20 protein-coding genes are annotated in these 19,433 nt (G+C 71.9%); 11 read left to right on the plus strand and 9 right to left on the minus strand.

From position 1 onward, the window contains the following. The first annotated feature begins 32 nt into the window (after positions 1 to 32). From G401_RS45035 to nudC, 5 genes are all read left to right on the plus strand, one after another. A complete protein-coding gene (locus G401_RS45035) occupies positions 33 to 1,145 on the plus strand; it encodes a S8 family serine peptidase (RefSeq protein ID WP_051366508.1) in 1,113 nt (370 codons plus the stop codon). Positions 1,146 to 1,253: 108 nt separating this feature from the next. Then, a complete protein-coding gene (locus G401_RS45040) occupies positions 1,254 to 2,534 on the plus strand; it encodes an FAD/NAD(P)-binding protein (RefSeq protein ID WP_051366557.1) in 1,281 nt (426 codons plus the stop codon). A gap of 68 nt (positions 2,535 to 2,602) precedes the next feature. Then, positions 2,603 to 3,973 carry a M16 family metallopeptidase gene (locus G401_RS45045; RefSeq protein WP_051366509.1) on the plus strand — a complete coding sequence of 457 codons (1,371 nt, stop codon included), beginning with the start codon at positions 2,603 to 2,605 and terminating at the stop codon, positions 3,971 to 3,973. After that, complete coding sequence (locus G401_RS0111875; RefSeq protein ID WP_027342691.1) at positions 3,970 to 5,307, plus strand: M16 family metallopeptidase; 1,338 nt, start codon at positions 3,970 to 3,972, stop codon at positions 5,305 to 5,307. Before G401_RS45045 ends, G401_RS0111875 begins: the two co-directional genes overlap by 4 nt. Then, positions 5,304 to 6,227, plus strand: coding sequence for an NAD(+) diphosphatase (gene nudC / locus G401_RS0111880; protein ID WP_027342692.1), 924 nt, complete (start codon positions 5,304 to 5,306; stop codon positions 6,225 to 6,227). The genes G401_RS0111875 and nudC overlap by 4 nt, the downstream gene beginning before the upstream one ends. Here nudC and G401_RS45050 read toward each other — a convergent pair. From G401_RS45050 to G401_RS0111905, 5 genes are all read right to left on the minus strand, one after another. Further along, the gene (locus tag G401_RS45050) at positions 6,187 to 7,425 is read right to left on the minus strand and encodes an MFS transporter (RefSeq protein ID WP_051366510.1); all 1,239 of its coding nucleotides are present in this window, start codon (positions 7,423 to 7,425) and stop codon (positions 6,187 to 6,189) included. The two genes, nudC and G401_RS45050, sit on opposite strands and share 41 nt — an antisense overlap. 13 nt (positions 7,426 to 7,438) lie before the next feature. Continuing rightward, positions 7,439 to 7,999 (minus strand): winged helix-turn-helix domain-containing protein, encoded by a 561-nt coding sequence (locus G401_RS0111890; RefSeq protein WP_157545604.1) that lies wholly within the window; start codon positions 7,997 to 7,999, stop codon positions 7,439 to 7,441. Positions 8,000 to 8,246: 247 nt separating this feature from the next. After that, entirely contained in the window at positions 8,247 to 8,492 is a 246-nt protein-coding gene (locus G401_RS0111895; protein WP_027342694.1) for a hypothetical protein, read from the minus strand. A 191-nt stretch (positions 8,493 to 8,683) separates the two neighbouring features. Beyond that, complete coding sequence (locus G401_RS45055) at positions 8,684 to 9,610, minus strand: DUF5753 domain-containing protein (RefSeq protein ID WP_051366511.1); 927 nt, start codon at positions 9,608 to 9,610, stop codon at positions 8,684 to 8,686. A 92-nt stretch (positions 9,611 to 9,702) separates the two neighbouring features. Continuing rightward, entirely contained in the window at positions 9,703 to 9,936 is a 234-nt protein-coding gene (locus G401_RS0111905; RefSeq protein WP_027342695.1) for a mycoredoxin, read from the minus strand. 81 nt (positions 9,937 to 10,017) lie between these two features. Between G401_RS0111905 and G401_RS0111910 the strand changes: the two genes are divergently transcribed. The 4 genes from G401_RS0111910 to G401_RS55735 all read left to right on the plus strand — a co-directional run bounded on the left by G401_RS0111910 (position 10,018) and on the right by G401_RS55735 (position 13,328). Next, positions 10,018 to 12,168: an ATP-dependent DNA helicase UvrD2 gene (locus G401_RS0111910; RefSeq protein WP_245601690.1), complete on the plus strand. Its 2,151-nt coding sequence runs from the start codon at positions 10,018 to 10,020 to the stop codon at positions 12,166 to 12,168. Positions 12,169 to 12,286: 118 nt separating this feature from the next. After that, on the plus strand, positions 12,287 to 12,607 hold the full coding sequence (locus G401_RS0111915) for a hypothetical protein (RefSeq protein WP_157545606.1): 321 nt from the start codon (positions 12,287 to 12,289) through the stop codon (positions 12,605 to 12,607). A gap of 118 nt (positions 12,608 to 12,725) precedes the next feature. Continuing rightward, on the plus strand, positions 12,726 to 13,082 hold the full coding sequence (locus G401_RS0111920; protein WP_027342698.1) for a WhiB family transcriptional regulator: 357 nt from the start codon (positions 12,726 to 12,728) through the stop codon (positions 13,080 to 13,082). Between the two features lie 90 nt (positions 13,083 to 13,172). Further along, entirely contained in the window at positions 13,173 to 13,328 is a 156-nt protein-coding gene (locus G401_RS55735; protein WP_157545608.1) for a hypothetical protein, read from the plus strand. A 205-nt stretch (positions 13,329 to 13,533) separates the two neighbouring features. Here G401_RS55735 and G401_RS0111930 read toward each other — a convergent pair whose 3' ends face one another. From G401_RS0111930 to G401_RS56695, 3 genes are all read right to left on the minus strand, one after another. Further along, on the minus strand, positions 13,534 to 14,862 hold the full coding sequence (locus tag G401_RS0111930) for an ABC1 kinase family protein (RefSeq protein ID WP_027342699.1): 1,329 nt from the start codon (positions 14,860 to 14,862) through the stop codon (positions 13,534 to 13,536). Positions 14,863 to 14,947: 85 nt separating this feature from the next. Beyond that, positions 14,948 to 15,826 (minus strand): hypothetical protein, encoded by an 879-nt coding sequence (locus G401_RS45060; protein WP_051366513.1) that lies wholly within the window; start codon positions 15,824 to 15,826, stop codon positions 14,948 to 14,950. Between the two features lie 163 nt (positions 15,827 to 15,989). Further along, positions 15,990 to 16,145: a DUF5679 domain-containing protein gene (locus G401_RS56695; RefSeq protein ID WP_169734174.1), complete on the minus strand. Its 156-nt coding sequence runs from the start codon at positions 16,143 to 16,145 to the stop codon at positions 15,990 to 15,992. A gap of 273 nt (positions 16,146 to 16,418) precedes the next feature. Here G401_RS56695 and G401_RS0111945 point away from each other — a divergent pair, with 273 nt between their 5' ends. After that, entirely contained in the window at positions 16,419 to 16,955 is a 537-nt protein-coding gene (locus G401_RS0111945; protein WP_027342700.1) for a M48 metallopeptidase family protein, read from the plus strand. Here G401_RS0111945 and G401_RS45065 read toward each other — a convergent pair. Beyond that, a complete protein-coding gene (locus G401_RS45065) occupies positions 16,952 to 18,256 on the minus strand; it encodes a zinc-dependent metalloprotease (RefSeq protein WP_051366514.1) in 1,305 nt (434 codons plus the stop codon). The two genes, G401_RS0111945 and G401_RS45065, sit on opposite strands and share 4 nt — an antisense overlap. A 136-nt stretch (positions 18,257 to 18,392) precedes the next feature. Between G401_RS45065 and G401_RS0111955 the strand changes: the two genes are divergently transcribed. Further along, positions 18,393 to 19,412 (plus strand): YlbL family protein, encoded by a 1,020-nt coding sequence (locus G401_RS0111955; protein WP_027342701.1) that lies wholly within the window; start codon positions 18,393 to 18,395, stop codon positions 19,410 to 19,412. Positions 19,413 to 19,433 lie beyond the last annotated feature (21 nt).

Below are 19,433 nucleotides of genomic sequence, written 5' to 3' on the forward strand. Positions count from 1 at the left end.
CGTATCCCACCGTCCCCCTGGAGAAGCCCCTCATGTCAGCGGTGCGTTCCACCGGCCTCGCGGCCGCCGGCTGCCTTCTGAGCGTCGTCGTCTCGCTCGGCGCGGGCGCGACACCGGCGCTGGCGGACGGCGTACGCGGCCAGCAGTGGTATCTGTCCGGCCTGGACCTGACCGCCGTGCACGCGGTGACCCGCGGCCAGGGTGTGACCGTGGCCGTCGTGGATTCCGGCGTGGCGGCCGACCATCCCGATCTCGTCGGCTCCGTGCTCGCCGGGACCGAGACCGCCGGCGCCCGCGACATCGACGGCCGGGGAACCGCGCTGGCCTCGCTCATCGCCGGGCACGGCCACGGCGTGAACGGTGCCGACGGCGTCCTCGGGGTCGCGCCGGACGCCCGGATCCTGCCGGTCGCGGTGGCTTCCCTGCCGGGCACGGTCATGGACCCGAACGTGCTGGCCGGCGGCATCGACATGGCCGTCTCCAAGGGCGCCAAGGTGATCTGCGTCGGCCGCGGCGTCGCGCCCAGCGCCCAGTTGCGCTCGTCCGTGGACGGTGCGGCCGACGCCGACGTGCTCGTCGTGGCCGCCGACGGTGACGTGGCGGGCACGGCCTTCTCCCCGTGGCCGTCCTCGATCGAGGGCGTGCTGACCTCGATCGCGCTCGACCGTTCGGGCAATGTCGCCGTACCGCCGGCCAGTCATCGCACCTCCGGCATCGCGGTGCCCGGCGTCGACCTGATCAGCGCCGCGCCGAACGGGGGCTACCGCATGCAGACCGGCGCCACCGGCGTCGGCATCCTCTGCGGCGCGGCCGCGCTCGTCCGGGCGGCGTACCCGGGGCTGTCGGCCGGCCAGGTCGCCGAGCGGCTGCGCGCGACCGCCGACGACAAGGGCGCCGCCGGACCGGACAGCGCGTTCGGCGCCGGGGTGCTCGATCTCGGCAAGGCGCTGTCAGCCCCGGCCCCGTCGGCGTCCCCGTCGCCGGTCGAGGAGCCCGCCGCGGAGCCGTCCGGCGTACCGGCCGCGCACGCCGCGACCCCGCTGCTCGACAGCCGGGACTGGCACCGGTGGCTCGTGGTGATCCCGCTCGTGCTGTTCCTCGCGGGCCTCGCCGGGTACGCCTTCCGCCGGCCGGTCACGGACTGACCCCCTGCTCACCACGTGTTCCCTGGGCCGAGGAAGATCGGTGGCTGGTCGGGGTGCACAAAATCCTATCTCCCAGATAGGATAAGTGGGATTAGGGAGGTGGCCGGCATGGAGCAGGTCGTGGCCGTCATCGGGGGTGGCCTCAGCGGCGTCCTCGTGACCCGGGAACTTCTCACCACACCCGGGCGCTCGGTCGTCCTGGTCGACCCGTCGGCGCGACCTGGGCGCGGACTCGCGTACGGCGCCGCGGAGCCGTGGCACCTGCTCAACTCGCCGGTCAAGGCGATGAGCGCCGACCCGGACCGGCCCGACGCCTTCCTCGCCTGGTGCCGCGCGCAGGACCCCCGCGTCGGACCCGACGACTTCGTCTCCCGCGCCTGGTACGGCGAGTACCTCAGCGAGGTGCTGCGCGGCCTCGACGGCAGCCGGCTCGCCGTGCACCGCGGCCGCGTCTCGCGGATCTTCGAGGGCAGCGAGAAGCTGACCGTCCTGCTCGGCGACGGGGTGGTCATCCCCGCCGACCAGGTCGTCCTCGCCGTGGGCAACGGCCGTTCGGCGCTCATGCGCCGTCCGGGAGTCGTCGATCCGTGGGCTCCCGGCGCGCTCGCCGCGCTGCCGCCCGGCCCGGTCCTCCTAGTCGGCACCGGCCTCACCGCCGTCGACGTCGTGCTCACCCTCGCCCGGCTCGGCCGCCGCGAGATCGTCGCGCTCTCCCGGCACGGCCTGCTGCCCCAGGCCCATCGCACTCCCGCCCCGCCGATCCCGTCCCGGCCCGTGGGCGGTCTCACCCAGCTGGTACGCGCGATCAGGCGATCGGCGTCCGCGGACTGGCGGCCGGTGCTGGACGGCCTGCGGCCGCACTGGGACGAGCTCTGGCGCGGGCTCACCCCGGCCGAGCAGGACCGGTTCCTGCGGCACCTGGCCCGGTACTGGGAGGTGCACCGGCACCGGATGGCGCCGCCCGTGGCCGCCGAGATCGACCGGCTGCGCGCGGACGGCGTACTGACGATCCGGAAGGGCACCTACTCCGACGAGATCGCCGCCGAGTACGCGGCGGTCGTCGACTGCACCGGACCGGGCCGGCTGACCGACTCCGATCCGCTCGTGCGGGTCCTGGTCGCCGAGGGGCTGGCCCGATCCGGCCCGCACGGTCTCGGGCTGGACGTCACTCCTGAGGGGCGGCTGGTCGGGCGCGGCGGGCGTACCGAACCGGCAATGTGGACGCTCGGTCCGGCCCGCCGGGGAGTGCTGTGGGAGACGACGGCCGCGCCGGAGATCCGCGCGCAGGCCCGCCAGGTCGCCGCGGCGATCAGCCGTCGGCGTGGTTCCGTGCTGGCTGGTGCGCTGGGGCGAGGAGTCGGCCCCGACGGCGCGCGCGGTTCTCGTTGAGCCGCACGGGCCGGCCCCGCAGACCGCGCCGATGGCAACGCCCGGTGCGCTAGGGTCGCGGTGTGGCTATGGCGATCGAGATTCCGCGTACGCGTTACCCCGTGGAGCGGTTCACGCTCCCGAACGGCTTGCGAGTCGTCCTCGCGCCCGATGCGAGCGCCCCGGTGGTCGGGGTCGCCGTCGTCTACGACGTGGGCATCCGGTCCGAGCCCGAGGGGCGTACCGGCTTCGCGCACCTGTTCGAGCACCTGATGTTCCAGGGCAGTGCGAACCTGGAGAAGCTCGCCCACTTCCGGCACGTGCAGGGCGCGGGCGGCACGTTCAACGGGTCGACCCACCTGGACTACACGGACTACTACGAGACGCTGCCCAGCAACGCGCTGGAGCGGGCGCTGTTCCTGGAGGCCGACCGCATGCGCGGGCCGCGGCTGACCGAGGAAAACCTGCGCAACCAGGTAGACGTCGTCAAGGAAGAGATCCGGGTCAACGTGCTGAACCGCCCGTACGGCGGGTTCCCGTGGCTCAAGCTGCCGCCGATCCTCTTCGACACCTTCCCGAACGCGCACGACGGCTACGGCTCCTTCGTCGACCTCGAATCGGCGACGGTCGAGGACGCGGCCGACTTCTTCCACCGCTTCTACGCGTGCGGCAACGCCGTCCTGTCCGTCGCGGGCGACCTCGACGTGGACGCGGCGCGGGCCCTGATCGAGAAGCACTTCGGCGACGTCGAGGCCCGCCCCGCGCCGGTACGCCCGGACTTCAGCGAGCCCGACCTCACCGGTGAGCGCCGCGAGATCTACACCGACCGGCTGGCCCCGCTGCCGGCCGTCGCGTCGGCGTGGCGCGTACCGGACCCGGCCGTGGACCTGGCCGGCTATCTGTCCTATGTGGTGCTCGCCGAGGTGCTGACCGACGGCGACGCCTCCCGGCTCGTGGAGCGGCTGGTCCTCAAGGACCGCAGCGTGACCAGTGTCGGCGGCTACATCGGCTTCATGGGCGAGCCCTTCGAGGTACGCGACCCCACCGCCCTCGTGCTCCAGTCGCACCTGCCCCCGGGCGGGAGCGTGGACCGCGTACTGGCGACGGTCGACGAGGAGCTCGACCGGCTGGCCCACGACGGCCTGACCCCCGGCGAACTCTCGCGTACGCAGGCGCGGATCGCGACGCAGCTGCTGCGCGACAACGACGCGGCGCTGAACCGGGCGCTGCGGATGGCGGTCCTGGAGCAGCAGCGCGGAACCCAGACCCTTGCCGGTACGGACATCTCCGGCGCCGCCCTGCTGAACGAGCTGCCGCACATGCTGGCCGCGGTCACCGAGGAGCAGATCGTCGCGGCCGCCGCCACCCTCCGCCCGGAACGCCGGGCGTCCATCGAGGTCATTCCCGGCGCCGGTGCCGGCGCACAGGCCCCCGCGGCCGCCGAAGGAGACGAGCAGTGACCGCGACCGCCGTACACACCCTGCCCGAACTCGGCCCGACCCGGCCGCTGACCATCCCGCCGGCGGCCGAGCGCACGCTGTCGAACGGGCTGACCGTCATCGCGATCCGCCGGCCGGCGGTGCCGCTCATCGAGGCGCGGCTGCGCGTACCGTTCGCGGGCGCGGACCTGGCCACCTCGGCGCTGATGTCGAACACGCTGTTCTCCGGCACCAGCACGATGAGCACCGTCGAGATCGCCGCCGAACTGCAGGCGGTCGGCGGCGCCCTCGGGTCCGGTGTGGACCCCGACCGGCTGATGATCTCGGGCAACTCGCTGGCCTCCGGCCTCGACCGGTTCCTGGAGATCCTCGCCCAGGTGCTGACCGACGCCAACTACCCGACCAACGAGGTCGAGACCGAGCAGGCCCGGCTGATCGACCGGCTGCAGGTGCTCCAGTCGCAGCCCTCGCATCTCGCCCGGGTCGCCCTGCAGCGCCGCATGTACGCCGACCACCCGTACGCCGTCCAGACGCCCACGGTCGACCAGGCGCGCTCGGTGGAGCGCGACACGCTGCTGGCATTGCACCGCGACCGGCTGCACCCGACCGGCGGCCACCTGATCTTGGTCGGCGACCTCGACCCGGACACCGTGCTCGACGTCGTCGAGCGGCGGCTGGGCGGCTGGGCGGGCGCGGGTTCGCCGGTCGAGCTGCCGCCGACCCCGGCGCTGGTGGCGGGGCCGCTGGTGCTGGCCGACCGCAAGGACTCGGTGCAGTCGTCGCTGCGCATCGCCCTGCCGGCGGTGTCGCGCAAGCACCCGGAGCACGCCGCGCTGCAGCTGGCGAACCTGGTGTTCGGCGGTTACTTCTCCAGCCGCTGGGTCGAGAACATCCGCGAGGACAAGGGCTACACCTACGGGCCGCACTCGCTGATCGACCACTCGATCGCCGGCTCCGCGCTGCTGGTGAGCGCCGAGGTGGCCACCGGGGTGACCGCGCCGGCCCTCGTCGAGACGCTCTACGAGCTCGGCCGGATCTCCACCAAGCCGGTCGAGGCGGCCGAGCTGGAGCAGGCCCGCCAGTACGCGCTCGGCACCCTGCAGCTCGGCATGTCGACCCAGGCCGGGCTGGCCGGTCTCGCCAGCACCTACGCGGGCTACGGCCTGCGGCTGGACTTCCTGGCCGAGCACTCGGAACGGCTGGCGTCGGCGTCCCTGGCGGACGTGGCGGCGGCGGCCGAGAAGTACATGGGCCCGGCCAAGGGCGTCGTGGTGGTGCTCGGCGACGCGGACGTCGTCGGCGACTCGCTGTCGGCGGTCCTGCCGGTGACCGTGCAGCCGTCCACCTCCGCATGAGGCAGAGCGAACTCCCGCCGCTGTCGCGGTCCGCGCTCGACCGGGCCGCGCATCGGCGTAAGGATCCGGAATGGCTGGCGGCCGCCTGGGATCGGGCGCTCGTGCTCGTCATCGGCGTCGACGGGCGCGCCCTCGTACGCGGGGACGCGCTCGTCCTGCTGCCCGCCCACAAGGCACCGGCGGGAGACCGGCTGTTCCTCGGAGTCGACGGCGAGCAGCCCTACTTCGGAGTGACCGCCGACCTGAGCGCCCAGGTCGAACCGGTTACTGGAGAAGCGCCCGAGCCGCTGGGCGAGGAGATGTTCCTGCACCAGGTGGGCGAGCGGCTCAGCGATCTCGAAGCCGGGCTGTTCACCGAGGCCCTCGCGCTCGTCCAGTGGCACCGCGATCACCTGTTCTCGCCGGCCACCGGGGAGAAGACCGAGATCTCCGACGGCGGCTGGGTACGCCGTGACCCCGACGGCCGCCAGCACTTCCCGCGTACGGACGTGGCGATGATCGTGCTGGTCCACGACGGGGTCGCCGGTCCGGACGGCCGGGCACTGCTCGGCAGCAACGCGATGTGGCAGAAGGCGCCCAAACCCCGCTACTCGACGCTGGCCGGATTCGTGGAGCCCGGCGAGTCGGCGGAGGCCGCGGTCGCCCGCGAGGTACGCGAGGAGGTCGGCGTCGAGCTGACCGAGATCGCGTACGTGTGCAGCCAGCCGTGGCCGTTCCCGCGCTCGCTGATGCTCGGCTACTTCGCCGAGGCCGATCCGGCCGAGCGGATCGTGACGGATCCGGACGAGATCACCCACGCCCGGTGGTTCACCCGGACCGAGGTGGCGGCCGCGCTGGCCGACCCCGAGGCGGCCGCCTTCGGGCTGCCGATGTCCTCGGCTATCTCGCACTTCCTGCTGCGACGGTGGCTGGCTCTGTAGGTTCCGCCGGGGCGGCGGGCACGGCCAGCCGCCGCCCCCGGAACACCCACGCGCCGGTCAGCAGCGCCGCCGCGGCCATCACGCCGAGCAGCAGCCGGTAGTCCACGAGCCCGACGAGGACCGCGCCGGCTCCGATGGACAGCGCCTGCGGACCGCTCACCAGCGCGTCCAGCGCGGCCGAGGTCCGGCCCATGATCTCCGGTGGCGTCGACCGCTGCAGCAGCGTGTTCAGGCCGACGATCAGGTACGGCAGGCCGAATCCGGCCAGGACCATGCCGGGGAAGGCCAGCCAGAGCGACGCGTACAGGGCGCCGGAGCCGTAGATCGGAACGAACAGGGCGAGCCCCAGCGCCACCGTGCCGACCTCGCCGAGCCGCCGGATCATCGCCGCCGCGGTGAGCCCGCCCAGGAGGCCGCCGATGCCCTGCACGCTGATCAGCACGCCCAGGAACGCGGCCGGCCGGTGCAGGCCCTGATCGTTGTACGCGAAGAACACCGACTCGCCCAGCCCGAAGACGACCAGGGCCAGCGCCGTGCCGAGGGCGACCCTGCGCAGGGCGGGCCGGCCGAGCAGGTGGAGTACGCCGGCCGACACCTCGGCACCCCACCGCTGGGGTACGCGTACAGGAGGAGGTTCCTGCACGCGCAGGACGGTGATGACGCCGGCGGCGGACAGGAAGCCGGCGATGCCGAGCGTGGCGAGGGCCCAGCCGCCCAGGGCGGTGTAGAGGCCGGCGCCGAGCAGCGGAGCGAACAGGCGCAGACCCTGCTTGACGGTCTGCAGCGCGCCGTTGGCCTCGCTGAGGTTGCTCGCCGGGACGACCACCTGGATGAGTCCGGACAGCGCGGCGCCGACGGCGATGTAGGACAGGCCGTAGAGCGCGGCGACGGTGTAGACGATCCACAGCCCGCCGCGGTCGTGGACCAGGTAGAGCGGCGTGAGGATGATCGCGGAGAAGACGTTGGCGGCGATCAGGAAGGGCCGCCGCCGGAAGCGGTCGGCGACCAGGCCGACCAGCGGCGCGAGGATGGTCGGGGCGAACAGCGCGAAGAACGTCGCGCCGGCGAGGCCGTCGGAGCCGGTGATGTCCTTGACCCAGATGCCGAGCGCGAGCAGCAGCACCGACTCGGCGGTCATGCTGAAGCATAGGCCGGTGAACAGCAGGCGGAAGGCGGGACGGCGCAGCACGGAACGCATCAGGGGTGCCCTTTCACTCCGTCGGAACGCCCCACGCCACCAGGCGCACGGGGCGGGCGGTCGGCGGCCGCAGGCGGGGTTCGGCCATGCGGTCGAGGTGGCGGAAGACGATGTCCTTGATCTCCTTGCCGATGGCTTCGAGTTCCTCGTCGGTGGCCCAGACGAGGCTCTGGCTCAGGAATGCGGCGTCCTGCCAGGCGGCCGGCTCGCGGCGTTTGCGCTCGCGCCAGCCGGACAGCTCCCCGACCTCCCGATCGACCAGGTAGGCCTCGGTCTCGTCACCGGCCCGGGCGAGTTCCGGGGCGTCCGTCCGTGCACCCCAGCGGTTGCCCCGGGCCACGGCCCGCCAGGGCCGCTGCCGGCCGACGCCGCCGGGTGCCTCCTCGATGTAGCCGTACTTGGCCAGCTGGCGCAGGTGCCACGAGCAGTTCGGCGCGGAGTCGCCGAGGCGGTCGGCCAGTTCGGTGGCGGTCAGCGGCCCGCGCAGGGCCAGCTCTTCCAGCAGGCGCAGGCGTAGCGGGTGGGCCATGGCGCGTAGCGCCTGCGGGTCGGTGTGCTCGCGAAACTCGGTCACGCCCACACTGTACGCCTCGAAAGCAATCTTTCGAAAGACTTCTTTCAACGCTGTTTACGCGGCGATCTTGCGCGAATGTTCGGGCATTGAGGACAAAGCCCCCGGGATGTGAGGCATTCGCGCAAGATCGTCGACCGATGGGCGCGGAAGGCGCGAGCCGGGCGGGCGATGCGCGAGCGGGAATACCGACGCGACGGGCGCGAAGAGGAATCAGGAGGCGGAGCCTGATCGGGTGACGCGAGGTGGATCAGATGAGGCGGGGCTGGCCGAGTTTGAGGACCTTCACCCGCTGGCGACCCGCGCGGACCGCGCCGACCGACGCCAGTGCCCGGGCAAGACGAAGCGCCGCTTCCAGCGAGTCGGCCTCGGCTGTCTGACGGCGCGGTTCGGGGGTTTCGGTCTCGTCGCGAAGCGGCACGTCATCGGACCAGAGGTTGTTGATGTCGTCAAGTCCTACGGGCCGAACCTCGGTCCGTACGATGAGGTACCGCATGTTGCGTCTCCGTGTTCTGGTCCGGGGCGGGTGCGCGCCGGGCGGCGGAGGGGGTCGGGGAGATCCATCGGTGGAACTTCCACGAGTGAGGACTATCCTCCGGTACTGCACGGAGCGTTAACAAGGACTTCACCCCGAACGGGGCGCAGGCCCGTCCGTACGGATGAATCCCGACGGTCTTTCAGTGGACCTCAGCGAGTCGCATTGACATGGTCGGCCAACCAGGTCGCCGTCTGCTCCGCGGTCAGCGCGGCCGACCGCAGCCACTCGTACACTCTGGCATATCGGCTGGCAGCGGCGCGGTCCGTGAGAATCAGATCACTCGCGAGGGCTTCGACGGCGACGGTGGGGAGGTCGTCCGGGCCGGCGTACGCGTAGATCGAGAACCCGTGTTGCGGTTGATAGAAGTCGGACACGCGGGCGTTGCCTGGAAGCACCCGTAGCGTCACGTTCGGTAACGAAGCCATGGCCCGGAGATGGTTCAACTGTCCGCAAAGGACATCCTTCGGCGCGGACCGCCCGCCGAGGGCCGTTTCGTCGAGGATCGCCTCGTACGCCGGTGCGTCGTCGGACCGGGTCAGGATGCTCTGCCGGGCCAGCCGGGCCTCGACCTCGTGGTCCTCGTTGACGGCCCCGGACGCGGCCGGCTGGGCGGGGATGAGGGCCGGCGTCCACAGCAGAGCGCGCGTCGACCGGATGCGTACGCGGGCGTAATCGGGCGTCTGGAGCAGGCCGGGGATGGTCGTGGCGGCGTACTCGCGGATGTCGGCGGCACTGCCTTCGAGTTCGGCGTACCCCCGCTGGCGCGGTGTCATCACCGAATAGGCGCGCAGCCAGCGGGTGTTGCCGGCGTCACGGGCCAGGGTGACGAGATCGTCCCGCTGCGGCCCGCGTACGCCGTAGGCGTCCAGCAGATCGAGGATGTCGGCGAGGTCCGGGCGGCTGCGCCCGTTCTCGAGCCGGGACAGCTTGGACTTCGCCGCCCAGCCGACCTGCTCGACGACTTGGTCACCGGTCAGGCCGGCGGCGACGCGCAGCCGGCGCAGCTCCAAGCCGAGGCGGCGCCGGCGCATGTCGGGACTGGGCGGGCGCTGCATGGGGCCGGGGACCTCCGCCATGTCATGTCACTGAGGCAGTACGCACAGTGATGGAAGACATAGCATAAGCCGACAATGCGGTTGCGCCCGCGTACGCCACACGGGTTCGTCGCTCAATCGCCGAGGCGCTGCTTGACCTGGACGATGTTCGGGTTGGTCATGGTCGTGCCGTCGGCGAACAGGACGGTCGGCACCGTCTGGTTGCCGCCGTTGACGCTCATGACGAACTCGGCGGCGGCCGGGTCCCGCTCGATGTCGATCACCGTGTAGCCGATGCCTTCGCGGTCCATCTGGGACTGCAACCGGTGGCAGTAGCCACACCAGGTGGTGGAGTACATCGTGACCATGGTCGGGAAACCTCCGAGATCGAGCCGGTGTCGCATCAGGTGCTACCCGTAACGTCGCACCGGCCTGGAATGATGCCAGCTGTGGCGCGTGACTCCGGAGGTTCCCTCCCCAGACCGGACGCCGGCCCGGCCGCATCGCTGCGCGGCCTGGATCCGGAGCAGCTGGCGGCCGTGACGGCGCCGGCGGGGCCGGTGTGCATCCTGGCGGGTGCGGGCACCGGCAAGACGCGGGCGATCACCCACCGGATCGCCCACCGGGTCACCACCGAGCAGGTCGAGGCCAGGCACGTGCTCGCCGTCACCTTCACCGCCCGCGCCGCGGCCCAGCTGCGCGAACGGCTCGCCGCTCTCGGCGCGACCGGGGTCGCCGCGCGGACCTTCCACGCCGCCGCCCTGCGCCAGCTGCGCTACTTCGCCCCGCGGCTGCTGCGCGGCCGGGCGATGCCCGAACTGGTCGACAGCAAGGCCCGGCTCATCGGCCTGGCCGCCACCCGCGCCGGCATCCGGGCCGACCGCACGACCGCCCGCGACCTCGCCGCCGAGATCGAATGGGCGAAGTCGTCCCTGGTCGAGCCGGACGAGTACGAGGTGCAGGCGGCCAAGGCGGCCCGCGAGGGGCCGCTGACGCCGCCCGAGATCAGCGCGGTGTTCACAGCGTACGAGCAGGTCAAGCGGCGGGCCGGAGCGATGGACTTCGAAGACCTGCTGCGCGCCATGGTCTGGGGGATCGAGGAGCACTCCGACGTCGCCGAGCAGGTCCGCAGCCAGTACCGCCACCTCGTCGTCGACGAGTACCAGGACGTCAACCCCCTGCAGCAGCGCCTGCTGGAGGCCTGGCTGGGCGGCCGCCGCGACCTCACGGTCGTCGGCGACGCCGCCCAGACGATCTACTCGTTCACCGGCGCCACGGCCGCCTACCTCATCGACTTCCCCCGCCACCACCGAAACGCCACCGTTGTACGCCTTGTCCGCGACTACCGGTCGACCCCGGAGGTCGTCGGGCTGGCCAACCACGTCATCCGGCAGGCGACCGGGCAGGAGGCGCGGCTGCGGCTGGACCTGATCGGCCAGCGGCCCAGCGGACCCGCGCCGGACATGCGTACCTTCCCGGACGAGGTCGCCGAGGCGAACGCGGTGGCCGCCCGCTGCCGGGAGCTGATCGCCGCCGGGACCCCCGCCGCCGAGATCGCCGTCCTCTTCCGGGCCAACGCCCAGTCGGAGGCCTACGAGGAGGCACTGGCCGAGGCGCAGGTGCCCTACGTCGTCCGCGGTGGCGAACGGTTCTTCGAGCGCGCGGAGGTACGCCAGGCGATGGTCGCCCTGCGCGCGGCCGGCCGCTCCGTGCCAGAGGGGGCCGACGTGCCCGACGCGGCCGCCGACGTGCTGCGCGGCCTCGGCTGGGAACCCGCGCAGCCGCCGTCCGGCGGGGCCGCCCGCGAGCGGTGGGAGGCGCTGGCCGCCCTGCACCGGCTGGCTCAGGAGTCCCGGGCGGCGACCCTGGCCGACTTCGCCGCCGAACTGGGCCGCCGCGCCGACGCCCAGTACGCCCCGACCATCGACGGCGTGACCCTGGCCAGCCTGCATTCGGCGAAGGGGCTGGAGTGGGACGCGGTGTTCCTGGTCGGCCTGGTCGAAGGGACGCTGCCGACCGCGTACGCGAAGACGCCCCACGCGGTCGAGGAGGAGCGGCGGCTGCTCTACGTCGGGATCACCCGGGCCCGGCAGTGGTTGTGGCTCAGCCACGGGCAGGCGCGGTCGCCGGGTGGCCGGGCGCGCAAGCCGTGCCGGTTCCTGCCGCAGCTGACGGGCGAATCGGCGTCGACCGTGCGGGCCCGGCGGGAGGCGGCCAAGGTCGACCGGCGCCGGGCGATCGCGGTCTCGTGCCGGATCTGCGGCACCACCCTGCTCGGCGGCGCCGAACGGAAACTCGGCCGCTGCTCGGGCTGCCCCGCCGACGTGGACGAGCAGATCCTGCAGAAACTGCACGAATGGCGTACGCGGGTGGCGGCGGCCCAGCAGGTTCCGGCGTACGTGGTGTTCACCGACGCGACCCTCACCGCGCTGGCCGAACGCCGTCCCACCAGCACCGATGACCTGCTGGCCATCGCTGGGGTGGGGCCGCGGAAGATCGAACTCTATGGTGCCGCTACATTGGCCCTGCTGGGTGGGGCTGACGTGGACGAACTTACAGTCGATCTTGTCGCCGAAAAAAACTTGGCAACAGAACCGTAAAATCGTTTGCGCCGTCTTTAGCAGGCGGAATAACCTTCGGTCACACCACTTCGAGCGGCGTGGGAAACGCTGCCCGACGACGACGAGAGCAGAGATGGAGGCGAGCCAGATGCTGAACGTGACTTTGACGTCGCAGCGTCCGTGGCTGGCGTCCCTGTGCCCGTCGCCGATCGGCGCGGTCGCCGCGATCAGCCCGAACGGTGTGTCCTACCTGCCGGTCCTCGTCGAGGGCCACGTCATCGGCGGCGTTTCGCCGGTGGCCGCGCCGCGGCCGTATGCCGTCCCGAGCCAGGAGTCCCTCCAGGCCCCGGGCGCCAGCGGTAGCCACGCCACCACTCTGACCATGATCAAGCCGGAGACCGTCCGGACGCAGGGACTGCAGAAGCTGCCCACGTTCGATGGATTCCGCGGCGTTCCGCCTCGAGGTAGGCCGGTCTAACACAGACCACCGGCACACTTCGAGGCCGCGGAACCCGCACACCGGGATCCGCGGCCTCATTTATTTGCACCGCACAGCCCTGGGACACCCCCTGAAGGAAGAAGAGGTGAGTAGGACTATGAGTCTGGCGTTGGCCCCTCTCGACATCACCGTCGAGCTGGGTGCGGAGCTGCCCTGCCGGAAGTTCGACCCCGACCTGTGGTTCGCCGACGCTCCAGCCGAGCTGGAGCTGGCCCGGGCCCTCTGCGGCGAATGCCCGCTGAAGGCCGAGTGCCTGGCGGGCGCGCTGGAGCGGGCCGAGCCCTGGGGCGTCTGGGGTGGTGAGATCTTCGAGCGTGGGGCGATCGTGGCGCGCAAGCGGCCGCGTGGCCGTCCTCGCAAGGAGGACCTCGCCCGGGACGCCGACCTGCGGGCCGAGACCGTCGCCCGGGTGGCGGAGGTCACCGGCCGCGAGTCGGTACGCCTCGCCGCCTGATCGGCAGCTTCGCACAACACCAGCCGGTCTTACCGGCAAGGAAAAACCTGAACCCGCCGGACGGCGGACCGAAAAGAAAAGAGAAGGAAGATGAATCAGATCAACGGTCTCACCGAGATGTATCTAATGAACGAAGCGCTGACCCGGGCCCGAATGACGGAGCCTCAGGCCGAGGCTCCCCGCACCGCTCGCCGCATCGCCATGAAGGCGCGCCGCAAGCAGGCCCGTACGTTGGGCAACCTCTGATACACCGGTGATCTCCAGCCCGGTCCGCGAGAGCGGACCGGGCTTTACTGTCCGTTCGCCCTTCGGGCGAGACGAGGGCACGTCGGCCCTTATGCGACGTCCGGCAGCACAGAGATCCTCAAACGCTTCGCGCTTGCGGATCTTGCACTGCCGGACGTCGCGGCCGAGTGCGGGGCGGTTCATCCGCCTGCCTCGGTAGGAGCCCTCATTCCTCCTCATACCCGGGGAGGTAGCTGGTGATGATCTCGCCGTAGTGGGCCTTGGCCTCCAGCTGGCAGAGGACGCCGATGGTGCCCATCGTCACGCGCTGGATCATCAGGTACGCGGGCGGCAGGTTCAGTTGCCGGCCCATCGCGTACGCGGGGCTGCGCGGGCTGGCGATGCGGGCCGCCTCTCCCCGCAGCCACGAACGGGTGAACCGGAATTCCTCCGCCCGCAACGGTTCCAGCATCGGCTGGATCCAGTCCAGGATGGCCGCCGCGTCGATGTCCACATCGGGCTTGACGAAGCCTTCGTCCCGCAGTCCGGTGAGGACGGCGTCGGCGTCGCCGGCCAGCGCGAGCCGGGTCAGCCGGCCGATCGGGGCCGGCAGGCCGCCGGGGAGCCGGGCGACCGCCCCGAAGTCGATCACGCCCAGCCGGCCGTCGGGCAGCAGGCGGAAGTTGCCCGGGTGCGGATCGGCGTGCAGCATGCCGGCCCGGGCCGGGGCGGAGAACGCGAAGGTCGCGAGCAGCTGCCCGGCCCGGTCCCGGTCGCCGACCGTGCCGGAGTTGATCACGGCGCTGATCGGCTGCCCCTCGACCCATTCGGTGACGAGCACCCGGGGCGACGACTTGAGCACCCGCGGGATGTAGAACTCCTTGTCGTCCGCGTACGCCTCGGCGAAGGCGGTCTGCGACGCGGCTTCGAGGTCGTAGTCGAGCTCCTCGACGACGCGCTCGCGCAGCTCGGCGACGAGGGGCTTCACATCGAGCCCCGGCTGGATCACGCCGAAAAGGGCCGAGAACCGGGCGAGCTGCGCGAGGTCGGCGATGAGCGCGTCCCCGGCGCCGGGGTACTGCACTTTCACGGCGACGGGCAGCCCGGCCCTCCGGCGGGGCAGCTTCCACACCGCCCGGTGCACCTGGCCGATGCTGGCGGCCGCGGCCGGATGGTCGTCGAACGAGACGAAAAGCGACCGCCAGTCCTCGCCGAGCTGCCCGGCCAGTACCTTGTGGACGGACGCGGCCGGCAGTGGCGGGGCGGCTTCCTGGAGCTTCGTGAGCGCCTGACGGTAAGGGCCGGCCAGCTCCTCGGGCAGGGCGGCCTCGAAGACGCTCAGCGCCTGGCCGAGCTTCATCGCACCGCCCTTGAGCTGGCCGAGAACGCTGAACAGCTGCTCGGCGGTGCGCTCCTGGATCCCGGCGGCGACGACGTCGGCGGCCATGCCCGTCACCCGCTTGCCGAACCCGAGAACGGTACGCCCGGCGAAGCCCAGCGGAAGGGAGGCGAGCTTGGCTGTGCGGGCGACGGCCCGGCGCGGGATCTCGGTCACCGTGCCATTCTCCCTCATCCGGCCCGGTGACTTGGGTATCGACGGTGGCGCGTGAGCACGTCGGCACTCTCCGCTACATGGCGGTTCAGGGCGGGCAGTGGCAGGCGGGGTGGCGGTCCCAGCGGCGTACCGCGATCTCGTGCGGGCCTTTGATGTCGACGCTGGCCCCGACCAGCACCGGTGGTTCGCCGTCGAGCAGCGCCACAGCCTCGGCGACCACCCGTCCCGCCGCCGTGTACGCGGTCGCGGCCGAACACGGCTCACCGGTGATGTCCGGCGGCAGCTGCTTCTCCAGCCTCGGCCAGGCCGGGTCGCGGTCCGCCCGGCGCAGTCGCAGGCAACCCAGGCACGGTCCCAGGTTCGGCACCTGGAGCGGACCGACCGTCACGATCCCCTCATGCACCACGACCTGCAGGTACGGCCGGGGGCCGGGGTCGGCCGGGCGGCCCGCGGAGACCTCCACGTGCAGCGAGGACGACGCCACGCGTACGCGGGGATGGTCGTGACCGGCCAGCCGGTGGCCCGGACTGCGCGCGGCGACCCTGCCCACCCCGGCCTCGCGCAGGCCTTCGGCGATGAGCCGCGGCAGCAGGCCGGCGCCGCCCACGACCACGCGGCGGCCACCTCGGCGGCGCATGATGTCGGCGGGCCGGTCGTGATCGAGGGCGAGGGCACCGGCCTCGGGACCGGCGACGGCGAGCTGGTCGGCGGCGATCAGCAGGCCGTGCGCCGCGAGATCGGCCAGCAGCGTCCGCGCGGCGGTGCCGTCGATGCCCAGCCTTGCGGCGGCGTCGACCAGGTCAGGCTCGGTACGCGAGCCGTCGAGGAGGTCGAGCAGGCGGCCGGCGGCCGGGTCGGCGAGTTCGAGGACCACGGCGCGGCGGTGGCCGACGCCGAGCTGCACGCGGTGCCGGTCCCGCCACAGCGGGCGGATGCCGGGGAGGAGCGCGGGGCGAGCCTTCACAGCCTCAAGTGTGGTGGCGCTGTCGGCCCGTGGACGAGTTATCCACAGGCTGTGTATACGCCGACGGCCAGTTATCCACAGAACACAGCGAGTTATCCACAGCTACGGGCACCCGCCGCCGGGGTCACCGGCAGCGGGAGCCACGGGTTTATCGCTGCGTGTCTCAGGCCTTGCCGAGAATGCGGTTCACCGTGGTGCCGCAGACCGGGCACGGGCCCTTCGCCATCCGCATCCCCGTCTTCGAGACACTGACGGTTCCCTTGAAGTCGCGCTTCTCCTTGCACTTCACGCAGTACCCGTTGTACGTCTCTTCAGCCACGATGCCCCTCCTGTTGCCTTCTCCACCCGGAATTGCGACGGGTCCGCCCGGAAGTGTGCCTTCCCCAACGTTCCGGATTTGTCAGGTACGCCGGGACACGCCGGGCGCTCTCCCGATGATCTTCAGATGATTTGCCGGTTTCCCGCTGAATGCGAAGAAAAAAGGCGCCGGACGGGTCTTGCGGACCCCTGGACCCGGCCCGCTACCGTCCAACGCATGAACCGCCGGAACGTCACCCTCGGCGTCGGCTGAACCTGCCATCTGGCACACGCGATGGCCGGCCCCCAGCAAACGCCCCTCGTAGAGGTGCGGCGCAGTACGCGCCGACGCCGGACGGTCGCCGCCTATCGCGAGGGCGAGCGGGTCGTCATTCTGATGCCGAGCCAGTTCTCCCGGGCGGAGGAGTCGGCCTGGATCGACAAGATGCTGGCCAGGCTGGAGGCGAAGGAGAGCCGGGGCCCGCGGTCCGACGACGCGCTGACGGCCCGGGCCGGCCAGCTCGCCGCCCGCTACTTCGGCGACCACGGCACCGCCGCCGTCCCGGCCGGTGTGCGCTGGGTCAGCAACCAGCGCGGCCGGTGGGGCTCCTGCTCGTCGGACGAGCGCACGATCCGGCTGTCGGACCGGTTGCGCGACATGCCGGCCTGGGTCGCCGACTACGTGCTGATCCACGAGCTGGCGCACCTGATCGAGCCGAACCACGGCGCGGCGTTCTGGCGCCTGGTCGGGCGCTACCCGAAGACCGAGCGCGCCCGAGGCTTCCTGGAGGGAGTCGCCGCCGTCGCCGGCGACGCGTACGCCGAGGACTAGTCGGCCGGCTTGTCCGGCTCGCCACCGTCCCCGGTCTCCGGCCGGTGCGGCGGGGTCTCGCCCTTGAGCAGCTTGTCCAGGTCCTCGTCGAACGTGCTCAGGTCGATGCCGACGTCGCCGTCCGCCCGCGCGTACGCCTCGGGGTCGGTGAACGCCTCGTCGGTGGGCATCAGGTCCGGGTGGCCCCAGAGCCCGTCCCGGCCGCCGACGCCGCGCTGCTCGGTCAGCGCCTTCCAGAGCTGGGTCGCCTCACGCAGCCGGCGCGGCCGCAGTTCCAGCCCGACCAGGGCGGCGAACGTCTGCTCGGCGGGACCGCCGGCGGCCCGGCGGCGGCGGAAGGCCTCGCTCAGCCGCGCGACGTTGGGCAGGCGGCCCTCGGCCGCGGTGTCCACGACGTGGCTGACCCAGCCCTCGATCAGCGCCAGTATGGTCTCCAGCCGGCGCAGCGCGGCCTGCTGGGCGGGCGAGTCGTCGGGCGTGAAGATGCCGGCCATCTGCAGCTGCTGCATCGACGCCGGGTCGCTCGGGTCGACGCGGCTCATCGCGTCCTCGATCGCGTCCCGGTCGACCCGGATGCCGCCCGCGTACGCCTCGACGGCCGCGAAGACGTGTCCGCGCAGCCACGGGACGTGCATGAACAGCCGCTGGTGGGCCGCCTCACGCAGGGCGACGTACAGCCGCACCTCGCCCGGGTCGAGTTCGAGCCCGTCCCCGTACGCCTTGAGGTTCGCCGGAACGATGGCGGCGGTGCCGGCCGGGCCGAGCGGCAGGCCGATGTCGCCGGCCGAGAGCACCTCCGCGGCGAGCGACGCCAGCGCCTGTCCGAGCTGGCCGCCGAAGACGGCGCTGCCGAGCGCGGAGAGCATGCCCTGCATCATGCCGAGCTGGGCCCGCGCCTCCTCCGGCACGAGGTCGCCCATGGCGTTGACCATGCGGGCGGCCACCGGGTCGCAGAGCTTCTTCCAGGCGTCCAGGGTGTGGTAGAGCCACTCGTTGCGGTTCCACGCCGCCGAGTTCGACAGCCCGCTCGGCCAGCTCGTCACCGGTTCCAGCCAGAGGTCGGCCAGGCGCAGGGCCTCGGCGACCGCCGCCTTGTCGGCCGGCGTCACGGCCGGATCGCCGACGTTGTTGAGCTGGCCGGTCGCCACCTGCCGGGCCAGGTCCCAGTTCACCGGGCCGTCGGTCGCGGCGCTCTGCGCCAGCATGTGCTGCAGACCCGCCAGGAACTGCTGCATCTGCCGCGGGTCGTTGGGGTCGGGCGCGCCGCCCGGCAGGCCGAAGCCGAAAGGAGTGTCAGGCACGCTCCCCACGGTACAACGAAGTTGAGTCTTGCCGACTCAGGGAGCACCCGGATCTTGGCTGTGGGAAGGCTGTGGATCCGGGCCGACGGCGCACACCGGCGCCGGCGCGCGTACCCGCTGAATTAGGGTGTGTGCCATGAGACGTCGCGGGTGGACCGTACTGATGGGCGCGCTCCTCGCGGCGTTCCTCGTGTACCTCATCGGCCAGGCGCCCGTGCGCTACGTCATCCTCGGGCCGGGCCCGACCTTCAACACCCTCGGGCAGTACGACGGCAAGTCTGTGATCCAGGTCACCGGCAAGCCGACGAGTACGAGCGACGGCCAGCTGCGGATGGTGACGGTCAACATCACCGACAACATCACACTGCTGGAGGCCATGAAGGCCTGGTTCGACCCGCACGAGAAGGTCGTCCCGCGCGAGCTGATCTACCCACCCGACCAGTCGAACCAGCAGGTCGAGCAGGAGAACAAGGAAGCCTTCACGGCGTCGCAGTCCAGCGCCGAGACGGTCGCCCTGCGCGAACTCGGCTACCCGGTCCTCGTCACGGTCACCGACGTCGTCGCGGACGGCGCCGCCGCGGGCAAGCTGGCCAAGGGCGACGTGATCGCCACCGTCGACGGCACGCCCGTGACCTCCGCCCAGAAACTCCAGGATCTCGTACGCGCCAAACCGGCCGGCTCGACGCTGGCGGTGGGCCGTGTCCGGGCCGGAGCGACCGAGACCGTGCAGATCACGACCAAGCCGGCCGACGACGGTACGCCCCGCATCGGCGTCTCGGTCGAGAACAAGCAGCCGCACGACGGCATCGACATCACGTACCACCTGGAGAACGTCGGCGGCCCGAGCGCGGGGCTGATGTTCACGCTGGGCACGATCGACGTGCTGAAGCCGGAGGACCTCACCGGCGGCAAGGTCATCGCGGGCACCGGCACGATGGACGACGAGGGCAACGTCGGCGTCATCGGCGGCATCGCGCAGAAACTGGTCGGCGCCAAGGACGACAAGGCGACCTACTTCCTGACCCCGGCGGGCAACTGCGCCGAGGCCAAGGCCAACGCGGTCGCCGGCCTGACCCTGGTCAAGGTGGACACGATCGACAGCGCGCTGACGGCGCTGGAGGAGATCCGTGACGGAAAACCGACACCGTCCTGCTGATCACGGTCGTCGGCGCGCGGC

It is taken from the genome of Hamadaea tsunoensis DSM 44101 (genome assembly GCF_000428945.1).
Taxonomy (GTDB): domain Bacteria; phylum Actinomycetota; class Actinomycetes; order Mycobacteriales; family Micromonosporaceae; genus Hamadaea; species Hamadaea tsunoensis.